At 68.3% G+C, this 18,233-nt stretch carries 21 protein-coding genes and 1 tRNA gene; 7 read left to right on the forward strand and 15 right to left on the reverse strand.

Translation table 11 applies throughout. The features are described 5' to 3' along the window. The first annotated feature begins 70 nt into the window (after positions 1 to 70). From mscL to ACFQ6X_RS15125, 4 genes are all read left to right on the forward strand, one after another. Positions 71 to 535, forward strand: a complete 465-nt coding sequence (gene mscL, locus ACFQ6X_RS15110) for a large conductance mechanosensitive channel protein MscL (RefSeq protein ID WP_383181447.1) — start codon at positions 71 to 73, stop codon at positions 533 to 535. 265 nt (positions 536 to 800) lie between these two features. Then, complete coding sequence (gene htpX, locus ACFQ6X_RS15115) at positions 801 to 1,664, forward strand: zinc metalloprotease HtpX (protein WP_329208378.1); 864 nt, start codon at positions 801 to 803, stop codon at positions 1,662 to 1,664. Continuing rightward, the gene (locus ACFQ6X_RS15120; RefSeq protein WP_383181450.1) at positions 1,661 to 2,053 is read left to right on the forward strand and encodes a YccF domain-containing protein; all 393 of its coding nucleotides are present in this window, start codon (positions 1,661 to 1,663) and stop codon (positions 2,051 to 2,053) included. The genes htpX and ACFQ6X_RS15120 overlap by 4 nt, the downstream gene beginning before the upstream one ends. Positions 2,054 to 2,133: 80 nt before the next feature. Next, a complete protein-coding gene (locus tag ACFQ6X_RS15125) occupies positions 2,134 to 2,406 on the forward strand; it encodes a GlsB/YeaQ/YmgE family stress response membrane protein (protein WP_383181453.1) in 273 nt (90 codons plus the stop codon). Between the two features lies 1 nt (position 2,407). Here ACFQ6X_RS15125 and ACFQ6X_RS15130 read toward each other — a convergent pair whose 3' ends face one another. From ACFQ6X_RS15130 to ACFQ6X_RS15140, 3 genes are all read right to left on the reverse strand, one after another. Then, complete coding sequence (locus ACFQ6X_RS15130) at positions 2,408 to 3,121, reverse strand: alpha-ketoglutarate-dependent dioxygenase AlkB family protein (RefSeq protein ID WP_383181456.1); 714 nt, start codon at positions 3,119 to 3,121, stop codon at positions 2,408 to 2,410. A gap of 14 nt (positions 3,122 to 3,135) precedes the next feature. Next, positions 3,136 to 3,651 carry a methylated-DNA--[protein]-cysteine S-methyltransferase gene (locus tag ACFQ6X_RS15135; protein ID WP_383181458.1) on the reverse strand — a complete coding sequence of 172 codons (516 nt, stop codon included), beginning with the start codon at positions 3,649 to 3,651 and terminating at the stop codon, positions 3,136 to 3,138. 186 nt (positions 3,652 to 3,837) lie between these two features. Then, on the reverse strand, positions 3,838 to 4,326 hold the full coding sequence (locus ACFQ6X_RS15140) for a YajQ family cyclic di-GMP-binding protein (protein ID WP_056796691.1): 489 nt from the start codon (positions 4,324 to 4,326) through the stop codon (positions 3,838 to 3,840). Positions 4,327 to 4,490: 164 nt separating this feature from the next. On the opposite strand from ACFQ6X_RS15140, the gene ACFQ6X_RS15145 reads away from it, so the two are divergent. After that, positions 4,491 to 4,572: transfer RNA gene (locus ACFQ6X_RS15145), tRNA-Tyr, on the forward strand. 309 nt (positions 4,573 to 4,881) lie between these two features. Next, complete coding sequence (locus ACFQ6X_RS15150) at positions 4,882 to 5,397, forward strand: hypothetical protein (protein ID WP_383181462.1); 516 nt, start codon at positions 4,882 to 4,884, stop codon at positions 5,395 to 5,397. 88 nt (positions 5,398 to 5,485) lie between these two features. On the opposite strand, the gene ACFQ6X_RS15155 is transcribed toward ACFQ6X_RS15150, so the two are convergent. The 12 genes from ACFQ6X_RS15155 to ACFQ6X_RS15210 all read right to left on the reverse strand — a co-directional run bounded on the left by ACFQ6X_RS15155 (position 5,486) and on the right by ACFQ6X_RS15210 (position 16,850). After that, positions 5,486 to 6,865, reverse strand: coding sequence for a tyrosine-type recombinase/integrase (locus ACFQ6X_RS15155; protein ID WP_383181465.1), 1,380 nt, complete (start codon positions 6,863 to 6,865; stop codon positions 5,486 to 5,488). A 66-nt stretch (positions 6,866 to 6,931) separates the two neighbouring features. Further along, the gene (locus ACFQ6X_RS15160) at positions 6,932 to 7,123 is read right to left on the reverse strand and encodes a helix-turn-helix transcriptional regulator (RefSeq protein ID WP_383181467.1); all 192 of its coding nucleotides are present in this window, start codon (positions 7,121 to 7,123) and stop codon (positions 6,932 to 6,934) included. Between the two features lie 457 nt (positions 7,124 to 7,580). Beyond that, positions 7,581 to 9,056 (reverse strand): ATP-binding protein, encoded by a 1,476-nt coding sequence (locus tag ACFQ6X_RS15165; RefSeq protein ID WP_383181470.1) that lies wholly within the window; start codon positions 9,054 to 9,056, stop codon positions 7,581 to 7,583. A gap of 2 nt (positions 9,057 to 9,058) precedes the next feature. After that, on the reverse strand, positions 9,059 to 9,898 hold the full coding sequence (locus ACFQ6X_RS15170; protein WP_383181473.1) for a bifunctional DNA primase/polymerase: 840 nt from the start codon (positions 9,896 to 9,898) through the stop codon (positions 9,059 to 9,061). A gap of 201 nt (positions 9,899 to 10,099) precedes the next feature. Beyond that, positions 10,100 to 10,402 (reverse strand): hypothetical protein, encoded by a 303-nt coding sequence (locus tag ACFQ6X_RS15175; protein WP_383181476.1) that lies wholly within the window; start codon positions 10,400 to 10,402, stop codon positions 10,100 to 10,102. 203 nt (positions 10,403 to 10,605) lie between these two features. After that, positions 10,606 to 12,675: a hypothetical protein gene (locus ACFQ6X_RS15180; protein ID WP_383181479.1), complete on the reverse strand. Its 2,070-nt coding sequence runs from the start codon at positions 12,673 to 12,675 to the stop codon at positions 10,606 to 10,608. A gap of 1 nt (position 12,676) precedes the next feature. After that, complete coding sequence (locus tag ACFQ6X_RS15185; RefSeq protein WP_383181481.1) at positions 12,677 to 14,251, reverse strand: hypothetical protein; 1,575 nt, start codon at positions 14,249 to 14,251, stop codon at positions 12,677 to 12,679. 96 nt (positions 14,252 to 14,347) lie between these two features. Beyond that, entirely contained in the window at positions 14,348 to 14,656 is a 309-nt protein-coding gene (locus ACFQ6X_RS15190; protein WP_383181484.1) for a hypothetical protein, read from the reverse strand. Further along, on the reverse strand, positions 14,653 to 15,465 hold the full coding sequence (locus tag ACFQ6X_RS15195; RefSeq protein WP_383181487.1) for a phosphoadenosine phosphosulfate reductase: 813 nt from the start codon (positions 15,463 to 15,465) through the stop codon (positions 14,653 to 14,655). The genes ACFQ6X_RS15190 and ACFQ6X_RS15195 overlap by 4 nt, the downstream gene beginning before the upstream one ends. Then, positions 15,465 to 16,343 (reverse strand): hypothetical protein, encoded by an 879-nt coding sequence (locus ACFQ6X_RS15200; RefSeq protein WP_383181490.1) that lies wholly within the window; start codon positions 16,341 to 16,343, stop codon positions 15,465 to 15,467. The genes ACFQ6X_RS15195 and ACFQ6X_RS15200 overlap by 1 nt, the downstream gene beginning before the upstream one ends. Continuing rightward, positions 16,333 to 16,545, reverse strand: coding sequence for a hypothetical protein (locus tag ACFQ6X_RS15205; RefSeq protein ID WP_383181493.1), 213 nt, complete (start codon positions 16,543 to 16,545; stop codon positions 16,333 to 16,335). Before ACFQ6X_RS15205 ends, ACFQ6X_RS15200 begins: the two co-directional genes overlap by 11 nt. Next, a complete protein-coding gene (locus ACFQ6X_RS15210; protein ID WP_383181496.1) occupies positions 16,542 to 16,850 on the reverse strand; it encodes a hypothetical protein in 309 nt (102 codons plus the stop codon). The genes ACFQ6X_RS15205 and ACFQ6X_RS15210 overlap by 4 nt, the downstream gene beginning before the upstream one ends. A gap of 622 nt (positions 16,851 to 17,472) precedes the next feature. On the opposite strand from ACFQ6X_RS15210, the gene ACFQ6X_RS15215 reads away from it, so the two are divergent. Beyond that, the gene (locus ACFQ6X_RS15215) at positions 17,473 to 18,231 is read left to right on the forward strand and encodes a helix-turn-helix domain-containing protein (protein ID WP_383181499.1); all 759 of its coding nucleotides are present in this window, start codon (positions 17,473 to 17,475) and stop codon (positions 18,229 to 18,231) included. The last annotated feature ends 2 nt before the right edge of the window (positions 18,232 to 18,233 follow it).

The raw sequence follows: 18,233 nt of genomic DNA on the forward strand, positions 1-18,233 counted from the left end.
CCGGGGAGCCCCGGACAGGGCATGGTCTTGCCTGCAAACGTCACGAAAAGAGCAAAGAGGAGCCAAAGCGGTGCTGAACGGGTTCAAGGACTTCATCCTGCGCGGGAACGTCATCTCCATGGCCATCGGCCTCGCCGTCGGAGCCGCGTTCACCGCTGTGGTCACGGGCTTCAGCAACGCCTTCATCGTGCCGCTCATCGGGCTCTTCACCCGCGGAACCGGCGACTTCAGCAAGGCCACCTTCACCGTCGAAGGCGCGATCTTCCCCTACGGCCTGTTCATCAGCGCCGCCATCGCCTTCCTCATCACCGCCGGGGTCCTCTACTTCCTCGTCGTCGTCCCCATGGCCAAGGTCCAGAACCGCTTCACGGCCAAGGAAGAGGAAGCGAAGGCCGACATCAAGGCCGCCCTGCGCGACTGCCCCCGCTGCTTCACCGAGATCCCCGCCGTCGCCAGCCGCTGCGCCCACTGCACCAGCGACGTCGAGCCGGACTCCGAGGCACGCGCGCTCGCAGGCCTCCCCGCGCAGCGCTGACCGCTCCGCTCCCCTCCACAGGGCAGGGGAGCGGCAGCACACCGGAAGCGCACCGGCAGCCCCACAGGCTGCCGAAACGCACCCCACCACCCGTACGGCCCAGGGGCGGATCCACCCGGATCCGCCCCTTCGGCCTTTGCCTGCGGCCCCACGCACAAGGGAACTAGCTCTCCTCGCCTCGCGTTGACCAGTACGGGAGGCTCCACTGGGGAGTGGAGCACCACCAAGCAAGGGTTCCCCTGCTGCACCACTTGGAGGGCGTACCGTGCACCGCCGGCACAACGGGCTGAAAACCGCCGTACTCCTCGGGGGCCTGTCCGCACTCATCATCGTCATCGGCAGCCTCTTCGGACGCATCGGCCTGATCGTGGCCCTCCTCGTCGCGCTCGCCACCAACGCGTACGCATACTGGAACAGCGACAAGCTCGCCCTGCGGGCCATGCGTGCCCGGCCCGTCAGCGAGTTCGAAGCACCGCAGCTGTACCGCACCGTCCGTGAGCTGTCGACCGCGGCCCGTCAGCCCATGCCCCGGCTCTACATCTCCCCGACACAGGCACCCAACGCCTTCGCCACCGGCCGCAACCCGCGTAACGCCGCGGTCTGCTGCACCGAGGGAATCCTCCAGATCCTCGACGAACGCGAGCTGCGCGGCGTCCTCGGTCATGAACTCAGCCACGTCTACAACCGCGACATCCTCATCTCGTCGGTCGCGGGCGCCCTGGCCTCCGTCGTCATGTTCCTGGTCAACTTCGCGTGGCTGATCCCCGTGGGCCGGTCCAACGACGACGAGGGCCCCGGCATCGTCGGCATGCTCCTGATCATGATCCTCGGCCCGCTCGCCGCAAGCGTCATCCAGCTCGCCGTGAGCCGGTCCCGCGAATACGAAGCGGACGCCTCCGGAGCCCAGCTCACCGGCGACCCACTCGCCCTCGCCAGCGCCCTGCGCAAGCTCGACGCCGGCACCAAACAGCTTCCGCTGCCGCCCGAACCCAGGATCGAAACGGCGAGTCACATGATGATCGCGAACCCGTTCCGGCCGGGCCAGGGCATGTCCAAGATGTTCTCCACCCACCCGCCCATGGCGGAACGCATCGCCCGACTCGAGCAGATGGCAGGTTACCGACCGTGAAGACAATCCTGAACGTCATATGGCTGATCCTGTGCGGCTTCTGGATGTTCCTCGGCTACATCGTCGCGGGACTCCTGCTCTGCATCACGATCATCGGCATCCCCTTCGGCGTGGCCGCGTTCCGCATCGGCGTCTACGCCCTCTGGCCCTTCGGCTACTTGGTCGTCGACCGCCACGACGCCGGAGGCGGCTCGTTGATCGGGAACGTCCTCTGGGTGATCCTGGCCGGCTGGTGGCTCGCACTCGGCCACATCTTCACCGGCATCGCCCTGTGCATCACGATCATCGGCATCCCCCTGGGCATCGCGAACTTCAAGCTCATCCCGGTGTCCCTGATGCCCTTCGGCAAGGAGATCGTCCGCACCGACGAGCCCTTCGCGTCGAGGTAGAACGGCTCTCCGGACCGCAACCGCGCCCACCCCACATCCGTCCTGGCTTGTACGACGATGTGACGGGTAGGTTCGCGAACATGAGCATCATCAGTTGGATCATCCTCGGGCTCCTGGCCGGTGCCGTAGCCAAGCTCCTGCTCCCCGGCCGGGACCCCGGCGGCATCATCGGCACCACTCTCATAGGCATCGTGGGTGCTTTCCTCGGCGGCTGGCTCTCCTCCCGCTTCCTGGACCGCCCCATCAGCACGGACTTCTACGACACCGCGACATGGATCGCCGCCATCGCCGGGTCTCTCGTGCTGCTCATCGCCTACCGGCTGCTGTTCGGCAACTCGCGCGACCGCCGCTGAGCTACGTCGCAGGCCGCTCGCCCGACCCGGTCTCGCCCAACCCGGTCTCGCGCAACGTCAGATTGAGCCGGCCGGCCCGCATGCCCGACGCGGGACCGGCCGACCCCTCGAGCACCCGCGGCACCCCGTGGAACGCGTAGCGCGACGGACCACCGAACACGAACAGGTCGCCGGAGACCAGCTCCACATCCGTGTAGGGGCGCCCCCGGTCCTCGGTGTTCCCGAAGCGGAACACACACGTGTCGCCGAGACTCAGCGACACCACAGGAGCGTCCGACCGCTCCTCCCTGTCCTGATGCATCCCCATGGTCGCCGCGCCGTCATAGAAATTGACCAACGCCGCATCCGGCGCGTACGCCAGGGCCCGCCCCGCGTCCCCGTACGCCTCCTCCACGGCCGCCCGCCCCAACTCCGCCAGCCACGGCGGGAACGCCGCGACCCGCGCCCCGTTCACGTCGTCCGCCGTACGCGCGTACCGGTACGGCTGCCAGTGCCATCCCAGGCACACCGTCCGCACCGACATCACGCCACCACCCGGCAGCACGGTGCGCCGCAACGGCACGGGCCCCCGCGCCCACTCCCGGCACGCTGCCACCAACTCCCGCTGCCGCTCCGGAGACAACCACCCCGGAACATGCACCGCCCCCGGAGCGACCTCCCTGCGCGACCTCGGGAACAGTCCGTCCTGCGACGGCGGGACCCCGTCCGGCGCCATCCGGCCCGCCACCCTCAGCGCCCCACCGCCAGGGCGCCCTCCAGCCCCAGCAGTTGTTCCTTGCGCTCCACACCGCCCGCATAGCCCCGCAAGGCCCCGTCCGCACCGATCACCCGGTGGCACGGCCGCACGACGAGCAGCGGATTGCGCCCGATCGCCGTCCCGACAGCCCGCACCCCGGCCCCCGCGGAACCCACCTGCTCCGCGATCTGCCCGTACGAGACCGTCACCCCGTACGGAATGGCATCCAGGGCCTTCCACACCCGCCGCTGGAACTCCGTACCCGCACCGTCGGCGTACGGAATGTCGAACCGGGTCAGCCGCCCCTCGAAATAGGCCGCCAACTGCCCGGCGACACCGCCGAACAGCTCCGGCGCGTGCCGCCATCCGTCCTCCACGACAGCGGCACCCTTCTGTCCGGGCAGGGACAGCGAAACCAGTGCCACACCATCCGCCGTACCGGCCCGCTCCTCACCGACCAGCAGCAGCTCACCCAGCGGGCTGCCGACCTTCGCGTACACCGTTGCCATGACTCGTCACACTCCCTGCCCGGCGGACCGCACCAGCGGCCCGATCACATCCCGTACCCACGAGTCTGCGACCCGCGCCGCGCCACGACCGGCGGTATTCGGACATCACATACGACGGCGGGGCGACCCGCACCGACCGGCACGACCCGCCCCGCACAAGAACCGCCGCACACAGCGGCGAACCGCCTACCGGTAATTGGCGAACTGCACCGCGAAGTCGAGGTCCTTGCCCTTGATCAGCGCCTGCACGGTCTGCAGGTCGTCCCGGCTCTTCGAGCTGACCCGCAGCTCGTCGCCCTGGACGAGTGCCTTGACGCCCTTCGGACCCTCGTCGCGGATGATCTTCGCCACCTTCTTGGCGTTCTCCTGGGAGATGCCTTCCTCGATGGTGGCGAAGATCTTGTACTCCTTGCCGGAGAGCTGAGGCTCTCCCGCGTCCAGCGACTTCAGCGAGATCCCGCGCTTGATCAGCTTGGACTGGAAGATGTCGAGGATCGCCTTGACCCGCTCCTCGCCGTTCGCCTCCATCAGGATCTTCTCGCCGGACCACGAGATCGAGGCACCCGTGCCCTTGAAGTCGTAACGCTGGGAGATCTCCTTGGCGGCCTGGTTGAGGGCGTTGTCGACCTCCTGCCGCTCGACCTTCGAGACGATGTCGAAACTGGAGTCGGCCATGACGTGTGGCTCCTTGCGTCGTATGCGGTGGGTACGGCACAAAGCCTAGCCACCCCCGCACGTCGCGAGCACTGATCAATCAGGTGGCGGAGCACCCCTGGGCATCGGGTATCGTTTACGTCGTCGCCAAGGAGCCCCGATACGGGCTCCGACGCGTCGTTCCAGGCGGTGTGCCCGAGTGGCCAAAGGGAGCAGACTGTAAATCTGCCGGCTCAGCCTACCCAGGTTCGAACCCTGGCGCCGCCACAGGACGGGAAACCCCGTCCGACCTGCTTAAACAACAGGTCGGGCGGGGTTTCTGCATGTGTGCAAGTAGGACCATGGAGCGGGCCGATCGGCCCCCGTATCCCACGTTGTCTCACCCGAATCCCACCTCTGATCAGGGTGTGTCCCCCAGCTGTCCCCCGGGTTTCAAGCTAGTCCGTAGCTGTTGCGGGAAGTCTGTGGTGCGTGCGACCGCAGACAGCTTCTGCTCGTTTGCCGGTTGGTGCCTGTTGCTCAGAATCCGCTCAAGTGGACGGCGGCACTGCGGGCCGCTGCGGTGGGATGTATGTCATGAGCAGTATCGACTGGGGCACCGCCCCTACCTGGATCAGCTCCCTTGTCACCACCATCGCCCTAGGTGTGACGGCCGGCGTTGTCTGGAATGACCGGCGCAAACACCAGAGCGCAGACGCCCGTCTGCTCACTGTCACCACCGCGGACCCCGACGTTGCGGAAGGCGACGGCCACGCCCTCATCGTCGCCAACCTTGCTGAGAGGCCCATCCTGGAGGTGAGCGTCCACTTCCTCGCCGAATTTCCTCCCGGCCGCCTCGCCGGTATTGCCCAACCCGCGTCCCACTCCATGACGCCCGGATTCCGCCAGACGCTCACCTATGAGGCCACCTACATGGTCGCGCAGGGTGACGGCATGACACGGATCAAGTGGGCCCCCCACGCAGTTTCCTTCACCGACGCCGACGGCGTTCGCTGGCTGCGCAGCTTGCACGACCGGAAACTCACTCGTATGCCCCGCAGAGGCAACCCCAGGAAGGCCTGCATCAACGGCCGCACCTACCGGCTCCGCTAGCGCCCCCGGACACCGCGATGAGGTCGCCAAGGGCCAGGTCGCAGCCGGTCCATGAAGGCTCCCGGCCGGAGTGTCCGCGAAGGTGTCGCTACTCGGGCTCGTTCCATTCACGCAGCGCTGCGTCGATCTGGTCGTTGGCCCGCTGCTGCGTCTGCGCGAGCACCTTCGCGTAGACACGGAAGAGGACGGCGATCGTGTGGCCGGCCCGCCGTGCGCACTCCATCGGGTCCACACCGGAGCTAAGCCAGAAGGAAACTCCTGCGTGACGTAGGTCATATGGGCGGCGAGCGAGGAGCGACGCATGTTCCCGCTCGGTCAGCACCTCCTTCCGGGCCCGCGCCCAGACCTCGCCGTATCCGGTTTCCTGGAGCAGTCCACCGCGGCTCGTGCGGAACAGCCGACCATCAGGGGCGACGCCGTACGTGGTGATGTGCTGTCGCAGCAGCCGTACGAAGTGGGGCGGGATCGGCACGGGCCGGGAGTCCTTGACCGCCCGTGCCTTCAGGTGCCGCATCTCGTGCGCCTCACCGTCGTCGGTCCAGTTCCGACCGGCCCGCACTGCCCCTTCGCGGAGCGTCAGGGCACCCCACCCTGTCTCTGGCAGGTGACACTGCGAGTCCCGGAGGGCGGTCGCCTCGGCCGGCCGCATGGCCGCGTAGTACAGGCACCCGAAGAACGCTTCGAGGTGCTCGCCGCGAGGTCCCTGCTCGCGGACCCCCTGGAGTAGCGAGCGCGCCTGGCGCGGGTTCGCGACGCTTTGCGGGTCGACTTCCTCGGCGGACTTCGGCGCGACCCACTTCACGGTCGACAGCGGATTCACCGGCATGGTGAAGTACCGCTCTTCGACGGCCAGGCCCAAGACGTCGCTGAGGCACGCGCGCTTGCGGCGGGCGGTGCGAGGCGCCGCGGGCTTACCGTCGATCTTCAGCCCCAGGGCGTCCAGCGCCAGACGGACGATGGCCGCGTCTTCGAGCACCGACACCGGCAGGGAGTTCTTCTCCAGCCACTTCAGAGCCTGAGCCACGTCCTCAGGCGGCTCCTCGTTCCACCGGTTGCGGTTGTACGCCCACCCGTACAGCGCTCGCCGGAGCAGCGCCGCGTCCGGCCTCCCGGCGCCCGACTTCACGAGCGCCGGGGTGATGGTGGCCAGAGCATCTGCGTAGTTCTTCCGGGACTTGGCCGGCGCTGCTGCCCACTTGCGGTCGATGTAGGCGCGAGTGTGCGCGTACCAGGTGATTGACCCCTGGAGCGCTCGGAGTTCGGAGGTCGGCAGCCCCTTCTCCTCGTCAAACTGCTCACCGCGCCGGACGGCGGCCATCAGCTCCGAGCGGCGCCCGTCAGCCTGAGCCTTGATTTGGTAGCTCTTGGAATGCTTGCGCTGTCCGACCACCCACCGCAGCCGGTAGGGCTTGGGCCGGTCCCTGCGCACCTCGATCGAGTACAGGCGCACGTCGTATGTGAGGGGCATGACTCTCCTGGAACGGGGCGAGGGCCCACCGGATTGGTGGGCCCTCGGGTATGTGATTGCTTCGGTTCAGGCGGCTGCGCGCTGCTTGCAGCGCTCCCACCAGTCGTCCAGGTCTGCGCGGCTCACGCGGAGTTGGCCGTTGGGCAGCTTTTGCAGGCGGGGCGCCTGGCCGCGGGCGCGCATGCGGTAGAAGGCGGCGCGGCTCATGTCGATCTCTTCGAGGACTTCGGGGAGCTTGAGCATCTTGGGGCGGGCCATGGTGCGACTCCTTGGGAGGGCGACAGTGGCGTCGAACTGTGGGCTTTCCGGGGCTGTACCAGTCCTAGGTGCGGATTTCTGCGTCATTGCGTCATCAACGTCATCCGGGCTTCTGACCTGCGACTTTGTGTGACGCGGTGATGTGGGGTGCGTCATTGGCGCGTTATGGGCTGCGTCATCGGTGACGCAGATGACGCAGGATGACGCAGGGGCCGTCGTCTGCGTCATGGCCGTAGTCACAGGTCAAGGGCTCTTTTTCCGTCTGCATGACGCAGATGACGCAGGGTCTTCCCCCTTAGGACAGAGAGGGGGTGTCTGCTGTGGTCTGGTGCGCCTCAGGGGCGTGAAGAAGGAGCCGCTGCGCGGCGCGACCACCGGGCGGCGTTCCGCCGAAGAGCAAGAAGAGCACGCTTGCCCGGGTGCTCTTCTTGCTTGTCCGGGCGAGCGGGGCTGCGGGTCAGAACACCCCCTTTTGCTGGTGTGGGGGAGGGGTGTTCCGGCGGGTCATTTCGAGGTAGCGACCCTCGCTGGTGCGGCCGGTGTCGATGAGGACACCCCTGGCGGCCAAAGTGGGTTGGAGGCGCTTGAGTCGGTCGGAGAGGACCTTGCCCGTGGTCGGCCAGCCCTTGGGCAGGGGACGCAGTTCGTCACCGCTGTAGAGGCGACTGAGGCAGTGCAGCCATTGGGTGGAGGTCATCCGCTGCTCGCCGCCCGGTTCGATGCTGTCGGCGTGCGTGAGTACGGTCTGCGCGAGGAGATCACCCTCGATCACGTCGTCGTTCAGGTCGTCCAGGCTGGCCCGGTAAGCGTTGAGCGCTCCCAGGCCGGTTGCCGCGTCCAGCTGCGCGCACAGATGGGCGAAGTCGGCCATCCGTAGATCGGTGGGGGTTTCCGCCTCGGCCGCACGGACCTTGACCGCGAGGTCCAGGAGGGAGCCGAGAACGACGGGCAGAACCTCCGCGTACTCCGCCCAAAGTTCCGCTTCGGTGCGCCGGATGCGGGGACGCTCCAGCCGCAGGGGCAGGAGTCGCTCTGCGAGGTCGGGCCGGATGACACCGACGTCGATACCGGTCAGGAGCAGGGGGCGGCGGTAGCGGGCCCGGAAAACGTCCCCGTCGGTGAACAGAGCACGCTTGACGCTCTCGGCCCCGGTGACGATGCAGCACATGGCGTCGGACAGGTCAGGCGTCATGTGGGAGAGGTTATCCAGAGCGGTGACCCATCCGGCCGCGACCGCCGCGATCAGGTTCTCCTCGTCCTTCGGCGCCCGACGCAGGTCCCCGCTCATTCCCTCGACAACCCGGATGAGCATGCGCCCGCCCGTGGACTTCCCCGCCCCCTGCGGCCCCGTGAGGAACGGTGCGGGGACGGGCACGGACGGTCCGAGGCAGCCGATCAGCCACGCGATCGCCAGGCATTCGGTCTCCGCGTTCGCGAAGTTGCACAGCCGCATCAGGAGGTCGATGCCCTTGCCGTCGGTGTCCTTGGACGGCAAGGGCAGTTCCCCGGTGAGCTGAGTGCGCCGCCAGCACACCTCGCGCGGGTCGGGGATGGTGATGCCCCAGCCGGTGGGGTGGATGCGGACGGACTGCCCATCACTGCGGCCCAGGTCCAGCCACGTCGCTCCGTCGAATCCGGGGGCGACGCGGATGTGGACTGCCTGGGTGTCCTCGGTCAGCGCGAGGGCTTCGATCAAGTCCAACGCCTCCTTGAGAGCCGTACCGTTGAACATGCCGCGCCCGTCCTTGTACAGGCCGACCATGAGTTCCTGGCGGTGGCTGCCTGTCGTGCCCTGCGAGCGGATCGGGCGGGCCACGGGGTGGCCGTTCTTCTGTGCGTAGACGGTTCCGTCTGCGGTGCGGAAGTACCGGAAGTGCTGCTGCGCGTAGTCGGTGATGACCTCGCGGGCGGGGTTCTTCTCGTCGTCAGCCACGGTTACAGTCCCAACCTGGTCAGGGCGTTGGTCCACGCGTCGGTGCAGTGCCGCGGGGATTCACCCTTGGCCTGCGCGGCGGCGAACAGCCGCCCGATGTGGGCGTCGGTCAGGCAGCCACACCGACCGTGAGCGGACAGCACAGCAAGGAAGGTCCGGTAGACGGTCGCGTGAATCGCGCTGCGGGTCTCGGTGATGCGCTGCTCGGCCATGGCGATGCCACGGTCCAGGTAGGCGGGCGTGCGGTGAGGGCAGCGCTGTTCTCCGACGCCCGCGGGCACCGTGATGCTGTGTGGTGCGGGCCGGACGGTGGCGGGCTCTCTTACGGTCAGCGCGCGCACGGCCTCGGGTAGGTCGGTCATGGTGCCGGTGCCAGGGCCGAGCCATCGGGCGTAGGCCATGGATGACTTGATGTCCACGCCGGGCCGAACCGCATTCACGGACTGCATGGCACCGAGGTAGATCCAGTGCTCCCCACGGGTAGTGGGCACGATCCGGGTGGCGGGCAGGATCCGGTGAGCCCAGGTGATGGCGTTCCTGTCGTCCAGGTCCAAGACGGTCAGTCGGGCGCCTGCCGGGTGATAGGCGACCGCCTGAGCCTGGAGCCAGAAGCCCGCCCACAGCGGGGATGTGAGGGTAGCGATGTCAGTTGTGGCCGCTGCCCAACCGTGGCAGACGCCGGGGCAGGAGCATGCTCCGGCGTTCTTCATAGTGGGGCGCCCGCCGCAGGCGTTGCCAGCACAGGCGAGGCAGTTGCCGAACGGAAGTTTGCCTGCTCGGAGCGGCAACACGGGAATGCCGCCGGATGCGAGGGACAGGGCCGTTTCCAGGTGGTTGGTCATGTCGCCACCGCCCGCATGGAGGTGCGCCGGGTGCTGCCGCCGCCGGGGGAGAAGAGGTCCAGTAAGCGAGGCCGATGGTCACGCGCTCGCCGGATGGGGGTGGGGTAGGTCATGCTGGATGTCTCCAGTTCTGTGTTGAGTGCTGGCAGGCAAGGGCGGCCCCGGATCATTGGCGTGAGACGGGGGCCGCCCTTGGCACAGTTAGCGCCTGCGGGCGAGCCTGAGAGTGACGCCGCCCCCGATGCCGATCGGTCCGGCGGCGCCTGCGATGACGGTGACGGTGTGGGCGGCGAAGTCGAGCAGCGCACACAGGACGGCCACCAGCCCCCAGCAACCCAGCACGACGGCGCCGGCGACGGCGAACGGGAACAGGCAGCGGCGCCACTCGACGCCGTGGCGGTCGCGGATGACGATGACGACGGGCTTCCCGTTGGCCTGCGCGCGGTTCCAGTCGTCGGCGGGTATGTGCCGGATGGTGGTTCCCGGCGGTTCGCGGTCGTTCATGACGTGCTCCTTCCGGGTGCGGACGGGCCCCCCGGAGGGTGTTCCGGCGGGGCCCGTTGGTGACGGTGTGTGGTTGTACTGGCTAGTGGCTACTGCCTACTGGCAAGCTGAAACGGCCTGTTGGGGCCCCCTGGTTGCCAGTAGAGGGGTGTTCTAGTGGCTAGTGGCAAGTTGGCACTAGCCAGTAGCGCTCTGTGAGCCGCTCAGGCGTGATCGGGGTGGACGTAGACGGAGTGCGGTCCGTTGTCCCGATAGACCAGTTCGCCTCGCTCGGCTGCTGCTTTCAGCGCGGCCCGCACGGCCTGTCGACTGCGTCGCACGAGATCGGCGACGGCGGACGGCTTCATCCCTGCCGGCCCCGCTGCCTTGATCGCGGCGACCGCGTCAGCAATCCACGCGGGGCCGCCCTCTTCGTCGCTGCCGCGCAGGGCGGACAGGTTCAGCCCCGGTGCCGCCGGGGGCTTCGGCGTGCCCGTGGGTTCCGGGGCGGTGGCGAACTGGGCGTCGATCTGCTCCATGAACGCGCGCACGGCCGCGTCCTCATCCGTCACCGGCGCTGCCTGCTCGCCGCGGAGGGCGGACAGGTTCAGCCCACCAGCGATATCGGTCGCCGGGGCGTCGATGGCCGATGTGTGGGTGGTGTCCCGCATCCACGCGGTGCGCTCGGGATCCCACCGGTTTGTGTAGACGTCGCCCGCCGCCTTGCGGGAGACGTCGTCCAGGGTCGGGTGCATGTCGGTGGTGGCGTGGACGATGTCGCGGATCTGGTTGGGCAGGATCCGCCAGTTCTTGAACAGGGCAGCCGCAGACTCCGGCGTCCCCATGAAACCAGCACCTTTGAACGGTGCCTGGTCCACCCGGAGCCCGCGGGCCCCCGGGAAGACCTTGCTGAGGTCCATGCCCTCCACCTCGCCACCAGTGAGGCAGACGCGGGCTTTGGCTTCGCGGCGGATCATCAGGTTGCCGAGCACGGACCCGGTGGCACCGAGCGCGGTGAGGACCGTGCGGACGCCCATGGCCCGCAGCATCCGGATCACTTCGAGGATCTTCTTCGCGAGATCCTTCATGCGCCGGTCCGTGCTGGTTAGAATCTCCGCACCCTCATCGACGACCAGCATGATCTGCGGGATCTTCGCGCTGATGGGGAGCTGGTCGGTGTTTCGCTCGACCATCAAGTCCTGATAGGCGACCTTCCTGCGCAGCCCGATCGCCAGGGCCGCATCGAGCATCAGCACGGCCTCCTCATAGGTCGAGGCGAGCCAGTCAATGCCCGGCCGTACTCCCTCGATCGGGGCACCGTTGGTGTCGAGGGCGGGGCGGACCCAGGGCAGGCCGGCCGATCCGGCGTTCAGGTCGATCACCCAGGTGAGAACGTCGGTGGTGCGGGCGAACCCGGCGAGGATGACGTGGACCATGTTGGTCTTCCCGGACCCGGTGGGGCCGACGACCAGCGCGCACTGCTCGCGCAGGAACACGCAGATCTCTTCGGCGTTGGTGCGGTAGCCCCACGGGATGCCGGTGTAGATCGACAACGGGCTGTAGTCGGACGGGTAAGTGCGCTCCTCTGAGAGCACGTTGACCGTGGTCACATCGATCAGGACGCGACCCTGGTGGATGCCCTGGGAGGCGACAGCGGTGCAGCCGTGCGGGAGGCGGGCGTCGGCGGACAGCGCGGCGGAGTGCTGCGCGATCCGGTCGTAGGTGGTGCCGCCCGGAGGGAGTTCGGCGTCGATTGTGAAGCCGGTGCCGGTGGGCCAGATCTCCACCGCGAGGATCCGCAGGGTGAGGTTGCAGACCCGCTGGACCCGGTCCACCCACTCCGCGGCGATCGCCCGACGCTCCGCGCTGAGCTCGCGGTTGACCTGGCGTTCATCGGCGGCGATGGCTTCCAGCTCCCGGGCCTCTTCGTAGAGGAGGGTGGAGCGGGCGGCGGCGCCGATGCCGACGCCGATGGTGGCGAGTGATCCGAGGGCGGCCCAGGTGAGGGGGCCGGTGGTCATGGCCCAGGTGGTCCATCCGGCGCCGATGAGCCAGGAGGCGGAGCGCATGGCGATGGTGCGTGCGGCGAGGCGTTCGCGCAGGCTGCTGATGGTGTGGCCGATCGCACCGGCCGCGCCTATGGTGAGGGCCCAGCCGGGGGGCATGCCGGTGGCTGCTCCGGTGGTGGCGATGGCGAGGCATCCGGTGGTGGCGGACAAGGCGCCGGTCACGGGTCCGTGACCGGCAGCCCAGTCCCACACCGGCCCGGTGCTGGCCTGTGTGGTGGTGGTCATCTCAGACGTTCCATCCCTTCTCGGCTTCGGACCCGTTGCGCGGGTCCTCGTGGCGGGCGATGTCCTGCTCATGGGACTGCCGGAACAGCGGCCCCATGTCCTCCGCGACCGCGACCGCGCTCATGACGGCGCCGAAGATGTCGTTGAAGCCGTCCGCGACGTCCTTCTCCAGCGGGAACTCGCTGTCGGCACGCTCGGCCAGGACCCGCATCACATTCGCCACGCTCGTGAGCGCGGCCGGGAGCCCCTCGACCATGGCCAGGATCTCCATGGCGTCCTCGGGGTCGTACTGACCGGCCGCGGACTCCATCTCCGCGGCATACTCCTCGAATCGGAAACCAGACACGTTCTCTCCCTCACTCGCACTGGTGGTGGGTGCTGCCGGCGTCAGCCCCGCGGGGCGCTGTGCCGTGTCGCTGATCTGGTCGGCGTTGTCGTTCGCCTCTTGGTCGGCGGCGGCTTCGTCGTCCTGCAGGGCGGCGCGTATGGCGTCATCCCGGTCGTTGCGCTGCTCTCCGGCGGTGCGGGTCATCCGGGCGTAGAGGCGGCGCCCGGGGTACTGCAGCCAAGCCCAACGGAGCTTCCGGTCCAGCGGGGTGGAGACCATCCCGACCAGCCCGAGGGCTCCGGCGAGCAGCGCGGCGAGCAGTCGGCGCCCCTGGAACCGGGCCGCGGACCGCCACAGCGCCTTGCGGGCCTTACTCCTGGCCGGTGCCTTACGCACGTCGCCACGCTGAGCAGCGACCGTCCCGGCGGTCCGCTGGTCGCGTACCTGGCGGTTGCGCTCGATCGCCCTGGCCTTGGCCGCACCGATCCGGCCCGCGGCCTTGCCGACGGACCTGCCAATCGGCCCCTTGCGAGCCATGGACGCCGTCAGGGCCGCCGTCTTGGCACCCCGGCGGGCATCCGCCAGGGCACGCCGTGCCCCGGCCGTCTCGGACCGGCGGTCGGCCCGAGACGGGGACGACTTGCGGGCCGAGTCCCGCAACGCCTTGACCTGCCCCGCACGGCGCCGCGACTTGCCCGTACCTCCGGCGGAGCCGTGCTTGGTCGGAGTCTTTCCGGGGCTGCCGGAGCCGCTCGTCGGTCGGTTCGACTTGCCGGTCCCAAGCAAGGAACCGACAGCGCCGCGGCCTGCCTTCCCCCGGCCGCGGCCTGCGGTCTTACTGGTGCCGGCGTTCCCGTTACGGACCTGACCGGGTACCCGACCAGATCCGCCGTGACGGGAGGACCGGCCGGCCGATCCGGTCGCGGCCACAGACCGCGAGGTACGGCCGGTGGCCGCCTTGCGGGGCTTGCTCTTGGCTCGGCGCTTGCGGGTCGCTGCGGCGGTGCCGAGAACGACGGCGCCGGTGGCGGCGAGGGCCAGGGCGGCCGGGCCTCCAACGAGCGCGGCGGCGGCGAGCAGGGAGGTGGTGGCGTTGGTGCCGGTCACCGCGAGCGGGACGACCGGCCAGCCGCCCGGGGTGTGCTCCACCTCAGCCGTGGCCGGCGTGGGCTTCTGCTCGGGTGTTGGGGGCGGGATGTCCGGTGCGGCCGCGGGGGCTGCTACCGGGGTGATGGTGGTGTCGGTCATGCTGCGTGCACTCCTTTGCGGAGTTGGAGGGTCCGGCCGGATCTGTGGTGGAGAGGGCCGGACCCTGCGCATGTATGCGGCACTTGCAGTGGAGAGTCACAGATCGAAGAGGCCGTCTTGAAGCGCCTCGATGACCGGTCTTTTCGCGGTGCGGCGGGCCGCGCTGTGGCAGCCCGGGCACCAGGCCCGCAGCCTGTTGGCAGGCAGGGAAACCGCGATGCGTTCCGGGGTGGTCGGGTCGGCGGGGGCGGCCATCAGCGGGGCCTGCTGGCCGTGTTGACGTGGGCAGCGCCCGCCGGACTGGGCGTGTGCCTGGCCGCAGGTGCCCGTGCATTGGCACCGGTTGCCGGCCGCGGTGAGGACGGTGCGGAAGAGGTCGACTGCGGCGATGGGTTCGGGGGTCATGTCATGCACCACCCGGAGTCGCACATGCCGTCCGAGTCCTCGAACCCGGGCAGCACATCCACCCCGTCCCGGATCCCGTCACGCAGCGGTTTGCCGAGGCGGGTGAGGTAGACCGGTTTCCTGCCCATGGCGGCTTGGCGCTTGTTCATGAGCTCTTCGAGCTGGCAGGACTTCTCGAACAGTTCCGGCTGGTTGCGGCGCTGGTCGTGCCAGGCGTTGAGGCTGTGCATCGGGCAGAACCAGCACGACGACTTCGGCGGGATCGGCAGGCCTGCGTCCCGAACGATCCGGGCACAGTCGATACGTCGTAGCCGCATCTCCAGTAGCGGGTAGGTGATGACCTCGTGCGGCTCGGCCCGCGTCGTGTTCGCCCGGTAGATCTCATCGAGCGTGATCCCGATCCCGATGGTCGCCGGGTTCTTGGCGCTGGCACCGCGCCGCTTGAGCTCCCGGCCCACGACCTTGATTTTGTAGTCGACCGTGCAGGCCCGGGACGCCGGCTTCCCATTGGTCAGCCGCACCGGGATCTTCTGCGCTTTGGAGCCTTCGCGGGTGATCTCGCTGTGCAGGGTGCGGGTCTCACCGCTTCGGACCATCACCCGGCTCAAGACCACGAGTTCGATGCCGTGTTCGGCAGCGAACGGGCGGGCGTACTCGTCGAGATAGTGGAGCGTTGCTGGGTTCTCGGAGTCGTCACCGACGTTGCCCATCAGGAACGTACGGCAGTCGATCCGCCCCTGTGCGGCGAGCACCATCGCGGCGGTGGACTGCACGCCGCCGCCGTAGCTGAAGGAATCGAGGGTGGCCATTACAGGCTCACCCCCGCCGGTTCTGGCGCCACCACAGACCGGGGACGGCGCGGCAGACCGTCTTCTTCGAGCTGCTTGTAGACCTTGTGGACGTAGGAGGTGGAACGGGTGGAACGCAGCGCCGCAGCGGGGATGGTGACGCCTTCCACCCAGCACTCGCGGATGACCCGGGCGGCCTCGTCCGCGGGCAGCTTGACCGGCTCCTGTCCCTTCCCGCTGTCTTGGGTGGAAGGGGGTGGAACGGTGAGGGGGAACACCTGGTGTCCACCGCAGATGACTAGCGCCGAAGGCTTTTTGGCAGCGACGGCTACCTGGGCGGGGGTGCTTGTCGCGGGCGGGGTGGATGCCGTGGTGGAAGCGGGGTGGACGGGCGGGGCTTCCACCCGTTCCACCACCGGGTCGATCTGGTGGCGGAGTTCGGCGATCCGGTCGAGGATCGCGCGCCGGTAGTACGTGATCGCCTCGGCGAGAACGATCAACAGGACCGGGGGGATGGAGTGGAGGACGAGGCCGGCCGGGTCGATCTCCCGGGGTACCCCGAACGGGGTACCGGCCGGCCAGAGCGAGCCCCAGCAGTTCATCAACCACGTGCCCAACCCGGCGAACCAACGCAACCCGGTGGCCCAGCCGGACGGCTGCACCCCGTGCTCCGACAACCGGCCGTCCACGATCAGGACCGCCCCAAGAGCGACCGCGACCATGGGGTCCAGGAGCCAGGCGATCCATACGCTGATGTGGTGGTCGATCGCGAACAGCGTCACGTTCGTCGCGGTGAACGCCAAAGCCACCACCGCGACCGCCACGAGCACTTTCGTCAGGCCCGCTTGGATGCCCTGTAGGGCGGCGATCTGCTCGGCTGGACTCGACTTATGCCTCATCACCGCCCCCGTCCCCGCCTCGGCTGCGGTGAGCCCGGTGTGAGGCCATCAGGTGGAAGCAGCCGGCCACCACGAGCAGGTTCCCCAGGAACTGAACCCACGACGGGAGTGGCAGCAGCCACGACAGCACGGCCGCCGCGACCAGCAGCGCACCACCGTGCCGCAGCCACCATGCACCCAGGGCGGTATTCGGGGCGTTCATGCCGCCACCGCCGTACCGGCCGCGCGGCCGTTCAGGGATCGGCGGGCCGTGCGGCGGGGGCGCCGGCCAGACGGGTGCGGCTGCTTGAGCGGGAGGGTCCGCAGCAGGCTTTCCGCGTACGTGGCGGTCTCCGGGTCGCTCTCGCGGAACTCTGCGAGAACCTCGTGGGCGACGTCCAGACGGGCCGCCCGGTCCATCAGGGACTCGGTGGCCGTTCCGGTGAACAACTCCAGGTCGATACCCAGGGCCAGTTCGATGAACTCAGCGGGGGTAACGGGCTCGCGACCAGCAACGATGGTCTTCATGGGTCGTTTTCTCCTTAGTCGGTGGACGGCCCAAAACAGCGGCCCCGGTGTGTCACCACCGGGGCCGCGCGCCGTCTGAGGGTCGGTCGTGGACTACGAGCGACCGCGGCGACCCGACACCGCAGCCCGCCGAGGAGGCAGGCCCGAATGCCGGGCACCGTGAGCGCTGGTACTTCGGATCTCCGATGCGCACGGTGCTGTTCGTTCCGGGGAGGTCCGAAGTCCCGGAAGTCATCGCAGCAGGTGTGCCGTGCGGTTCTTTAGAGCCGGTGGCGTGTCCCCCATGTGGGGTGTAGGGCCCGGTTGTGACTCCGGGCCCGTTCTCGATCGGCTGGTCTCCACTCGCCACCGGCCGGAGCTGTCACGGCCGTCGTACTGCGGTGGATCACGCTGTGCAGTTGTTGAGCGATCCCGACTCGGCGAACCAATGTGGTACCTGTATTACAGGTTCTGCATGACGGTTCGTCAAGCAGCGCAGTGGAGCTTCTTGGCTTTGCGCCGGGAATTTCTGGCGCACCATCAGCATCGGTGCAGGCCAGGGGCGTTGGTTACCCGATACGTAGACAGCTCGGGTTCATCTGGCTACCTTCGAGAGTCCCTAGACGTCCCACCAGAGGTTGCGATGTCCAACGAACGCTTGCGGTCGGCGCTGCTCGCGCAGGGCATGACCGTGCAGGAACTGGCCGATTCGATCGAGGTCAACCCGAAGACGGTCGAACGCTGGATCACTCAGGGGAAGGTTCCGTACCGGCGGCACCAGTACGCCACGGCGTCCCTGCTCAAGGTGGATGTCACCACCTTGTGGGACGACTCCCGCAGCGTGGACACGGCAACTGACCTGAGCAAAGCGGAGATCGTCACCATCTATCCGCACCGCCACATGGTGCCCACCACCCTGTGGCGTGAGATCTACGAACGCGCGGAGACGCGCATCGACGTTCTCGTCTACTCCGGCCTGTGGCTATCGGAAGACCCGCTGTTCCATGACCTTCTGAGGAAGAAGGTCCAGAGGGCGACCCAGATCCGAATCCTGCTGGGAGACCCCGGTTGCGCGGCGGTCCACCAACGCGGCATAGACGAGGGCCACCGCATCATGGACGGCAAGATTCGCAATGCTCTGGTGAACTACCGCCCCCTCTTCACGAGCCACCCCGATATCGGCTTTCGCCTGCACGACGGGACGCTCTACAACTCCCTTTTCCGGTCCGACAACGAGATGCTCGTGAACACCCACGTCTACGGAATCGGGGCGTACATGGCGCCTGTCCTGCACCTGCGGCGGCTCCCCGGCGGTGGGCTCTTCGACACCTACGCGAATAGCATCGACCAGACTTGGGGCAGCGCACGCCCGGTCGCGGATCACGACATCACGGGAGCTTGAGC

This window comes from Streptomyces sp. NPDC056452 (genome assembly GCF_042796085.1).
Classification (GTDB): domain Bacteria; phylum Actinomycetota; class Actinomycetes; order Streptomycetales; family Streptomycetaceae; genus Streptomyces.

Bases quoted from the DNA above. Each gene is read 5' to 3' on its own strand.
- ACFQ6X_RS15130 (WP_383181456.1), bottom strand. From the start codon at position 3,121: ATGGCGCCGGACGGGGTCCCGCCGTCGCAGGACGGACTGTTCCCGAGG.
- ACFQ6X_RS15175 (WP_383181476.1), bottom strand. From the start codon at position 10,402: ATGAACGACCGCGAACCGCCGGGAACCACCATCCGGCACATACCCGCC.
- ACFQ6X_RS15185 (WP_383181481.1), bottom strand. From the start codon at position 14,251: ATGACCGACACCACCATCACCCCGGTAGCAGCCCCCGCGGCCGCACCG.
- ACFQ6X_RS15195 (WP_383181487.1), bottom strand. From the start codon at position 15,465: ATGGCCACCCTCGATTCCTTCAGCTACGGCGGCGGCGTGCAGTCCACC.
- ACFQ6X_RS15215 (WP_383181499.1), top strand. From the start codon at position 17,473: ATGTCCAACGAACGCTTGCGGTCGGCGCTGCTCGCGCAGGGCATGACC.
- ACFQ6X_RS15200 (WP_383181490.1), bottom strand. From the start codon at position 16,343: ATGAGGCATAAGTCGAGTCCAGCCGAGCAGATCGCCGCCCTACAGGGC.
- ACFQ6X_RS15125 (WP_383181453.1), top strand. From the start codon at position 2,134: ATGAGCATCATCAGTTGGATCATCCTCGGGCTCCTGGCCGGTGCCGTA.
- ACFQ6X_RS15155 (WP_383181465.1), bottom strand. From the start codon at position 6,865: ATGCCCCTCACATACGACGTGCGCCTGTACTCGATCGAGGTGCGCAGG.
- ACFQ6X_RS15180 (WP_383181479.1), bottom strand. From the start codon at position 12,675: ATGACCACCACCACACAGGCCAGCACCGGGCCGGTGTGGGACTGGGCT.
- ACFQ6X_RS15135 (WP_383181458.1), bottom strand. From the start codon at position 3,651: ATGGCAACGGTGTACGCGAAGGTCGGCAGCCCGCTGGGTGAGCTGCTG.
- ACFQ6X_RS15140 (WP_056796691.1), bottom strand. From the start codon at position 4,326: ATGGCCGACTCCAGTTTCGACATCGTCTCGAAGGTCGAGCGGCAGGAG.
- ACFQ6X_RS15210 (WP_383181496.1), bottom strand. From the start codon at position 16,850: ATGAAGACCATCGTTGCTGGTCGCGAGCCCGTTACCCCCGCTGAGTTC.
- ACFQ6X_RS15160 (WP_383181467.1), bottom strand. From the start codon at position 7,123: ATGGCCCGCCCCAAGATGCTCAAGCTCCCCGAAGTCCTCGAAGAGATC.
- ACFQ6X_RS15150 (WP_383181462.1), top strand. From the start codon at position 4,882: ATGAGCAGTATCGACTGGGGCACCGCCCCTACCTGGATCAGCTCCCTT.
- ACFQ6X_RS15205 (WP_383181493.1), bottom strand. From the start codon at position 16,545: ATGAACGCCCCGAATACCGCCCTGGGTGCATGGTGGCTGCGGCACGGT.
- ACFQ6X_RS15190 (WP_383181484.1), bottom strand. From the start codon at position 14,656: ATGACCCCCGAACCCATCGCCGCAGTCGACCTCTTCCGCACCGTCCTC.
- ACFQ6X_RS15170 (WP_383181473.1), bottom strand. From the start codon at position 9,898: ATGACCAACCACCTGGAAACGGCCCTGTCCCTCGCATCCGGCGGCATT.